This is a genomic window from Aerococcus sp. UMB1112A (genome assembly GCF_030230715.1).
GTDB lineage: Bacteria > Bacillota > Bacilli > Lactobacillales > Aerococcaceae > Aerococcus.
The window spans coordinates 1-2,821 of the sequence record NZ_JASPDS010000043.1; the positions used below are offsets into that span (position 1 = coordinate 1).

The following is a 2,821-nucleotide window of genomic DNA, read 5'->3' on the forward strand; positions in this document are numbered from 1 at the left end:
CTCCTATATAGACCTTGTTTGTAATAATCCTATTGACCATTTTTGCGTCCCATTTAGAGTCTTTAACAATAAAACCAGTAGTATGATTATCGCCAGAATTTTCTTTATGCTTAGATGGTGTTACACAACCTATGCTATTTAAAAAATCTGCAATAGCCTTAGATGAATAACCATCTATCTTCATATTGAAAATTCTTTCAATTATGTGTGAAACTTCTGTATCAACGACTAACTTATGTTTGTTTTTGCTATCCTTCTTATAACCAAAAGGAGCAAATGCACCAATAAATTCACCATTCTTCCTTTTAATTTCTTTTGAAGATTTAACCTTCATAGAAATATCCCTACAATAAGAATCATTAATAAAGTTTCTTATTGGAAGAATTAAGTGTGTATCGCTTACATCTGCATTTTCACTGTCATAGTTATCGTTTACGGATATAAACCTTATACCTTTTTCTGGAAATATCTTTTGTAGATATTTACCTGATTCGATATAATCTCTCCCAAAACGAGATAAGTCTTTCACAATAATTGTTTTGAACTTCTTTTCTTCAAGATCTTGAATCATCTTCTTAAATTTTGGTCTGTCAAAATTAGATCCTGAAAAGCCATCGTCTACATATTCAGCAACAACTTTAAAATCATTGTCCCTTGCATATGATTTGATAATCTGTCTTTGATTTGAAATAGAATTACTTTCTGTGCTATCTCCATCCTCTCTTGATAAACGAAGATACATACAAGCAAATTTTTCCATCACAAAACCTCCTTAATTTGTATTTGGGCAAATAGTCATTAAGGAGTTCTTCTACCACTTATATTTTACCGCACCCAAGTTTTTAAGTCAGCACCCCAGCTTATAGTCTTATACAAGCTCTACATAAATAAAGCTCAACAATATCTAGTAAGTCGAGGGACTCTTTATCACTTTGAGTGTAAGTAATTTTTTTAGAATAATCTTCTTTTGATATTTGCTCTTTAGGTTTATATTTCTTCTTTTCTTTTGTATTCATAGGTTTTACCTCACAATATAAAATTAAAGTTTTTTGACATTGACAAGTGCCTTGGATTAGCAACATAGGAATCTCACCTCCGCCTCTGTTCAGGATGAGCCGGCTTCAACCTTAGAAGTATCATTATCCTCATTTTCTTCATAGCGAATAGGGTATCCCTCCCTATATTCAAACTCTTACTTATCGCTCCCTTTCTTCTTCCCTTGCTTTTAGCTTAGCAGTACTTGTTTTGCCGAATTATCCAGCAGAAAGATCTTGGCGGATAGGTTATCACGCTCCAAAAATGATTAATGTCTTGTCTTGGTCTATTCAGTTGTTAAGGTTCAAAATTTATCGAGAGTTATTAATCTTTTTAAATTTTGACCATCAGAAAATACTTATCTTGATGAAACAAAATTGTTTAAAATTACCCTCTTATACTTAATAGTGAAAAGAAGTCTTTCTTGGTAACCAATTTTCAAAAATAAATTTGGTTAAATAAAAAGGTCCAATTCCCACTGTATAAGTAACAGTGAAAATTAGACCCTCTTGGCAATTGTCATCTAAAAGTCTTCCAACATTTCCTTTAGTTTTTCTAAGACTTTATTACACCTTTTAATAACGGCTGGATGAGAAATATTCAGTTTAGCAGCTACTTCTCTAATTGTTTCTTCTTTATAAAAAAGACTTTCTATCAAATCCCTTTCAACAGGATTGAGTTTAGAAATAGCTCTTCTTACTTCTTCAATCATTTCCTTTGTTTCGATAATTTTTTCAACATCAAATTCCAGATCTTCTAAATTTTCTTCAAAATTACCATCATGATCATAGGAACAAAAAAAGAAACAGTTATTTAACCTGTCTCTTCTCGTTTGATATTTCTCTTTATTCAATTCACTATGATAAGCAAGATATACTTCCTTGCTAACAAATACTTTCTTTCCTTCTACAAATAAATAATATTCTTTGTTCATTAATTTTTCCTCCTTGTTGACATGAATTTCTTTTGTTTGAAAATAAAATTCACACAAGGAGGGCTTCTAATTCTATGCATATACTCTCCTGGGCATAAAAAAAGACCGAAAGAAAATAAATTCTTTCAGTCAATGAATGCCAATATTAAATTTAGGTGCTAATCACCCATCATGGATATTATATATGCACTTAAGTACATATAAAATTCGTATATGGTACTTTTTTCATTCGGAAATAGTACGCAATCAGTTCGTCATAATTTAATTTTTTAAATGTTCATTATATCATCAATGCTACGACCGTCTTCAAGTTGACTAATAGCAGTTGGTAAAGTATATCCCCAAATTATTACACCAACCAATGCAATTGCTTCCTTCTTTCTTTGATAATAAACAGTTCTCTCTAAAGATACGCTTCTCATACAAGCTTCATCAGTAATCTTTTTTTCAGAAATATAGTAGTTGTAAATAATCTTATGATAGATTTCTCCATACTCTGGATAAACTTTTAGCCTAACACAGGCATCATAAATTATTAAAAGCATAAGCTTACTATCCATTACATTGGAAACTCTATTATTAAACTTTTCTTCAACTTTTTCTGGAGCAAATGTAGAAAGATACAAGTAAGCAGATTCTGAAGTTGATCCATAGTTTTCTTTACTCTCAAACATCATAAAATTTGCCCTGCTATCTACTGCCCAGGTAACTTGTCTATATAAACTTAAAATAAGTTTTGCAGCTGAACTAATCTCTTCAAATTTCAAGTTACTATCTGCATACATGTCCATTATATTCTTTAAAGTTTTACTTATTCTCAATCTAATCACCCCAATACAGCTTATTTACAAA

The 2,821-nt window shown here is 30.8% G+C and carries 4 protein-coding genes; all 4 read right to left on the minus strand.

Annotation, left to right across the window (positions count from 1 at the left end; all coding sequences use genetic code 11):
- On the minus strand, window positions 1-760 hold a 760-nt coding region (locus QP860_RS10360), incomplete at its 3' end, for a recombinase family protein (RefSeq protein WP_284912773.1).
- A 100-nt stretch (window positions 761-860) separates the two neighbouring features.
- Window positions 861-1,016 (minus strand): hypothetical protein, encoded by a 156-nt coding sequence (locus QP860_RS10365; protein WP_002837550.1) that lies wholly within the window; start codon window positions 1,014-1,016, stop codon window positions 861-863.
- A 542-nt stretch (window positions 1,017-1,558) separates the two neighbouring features.
- On the minus strand, window positions 1,559-1,969 hold the full coding sequence (locus tag QP860_RS10370; RefSeq protein ID WP_284912774.1) for an RNA polymerase sigma factor: 411 nt from the start codon (window positions 1,967-1,969) through the stop codon (window positions 1,559-1,561).
- 269 nt (window positions 1,970-2,238) lie between these two features.
- Window positions 2,239-2,754, minus strand: a complete 516-nt coding sequence (locus QP860_RS10375; protein ID WP_350338483.1) for a hypothetical protein — start codon at window positions 2,752-2,754, stop codon at window positions 2,239-2,241.
- Window positions 2,755-2,821 lie beyond the last annotated feature (67 nt).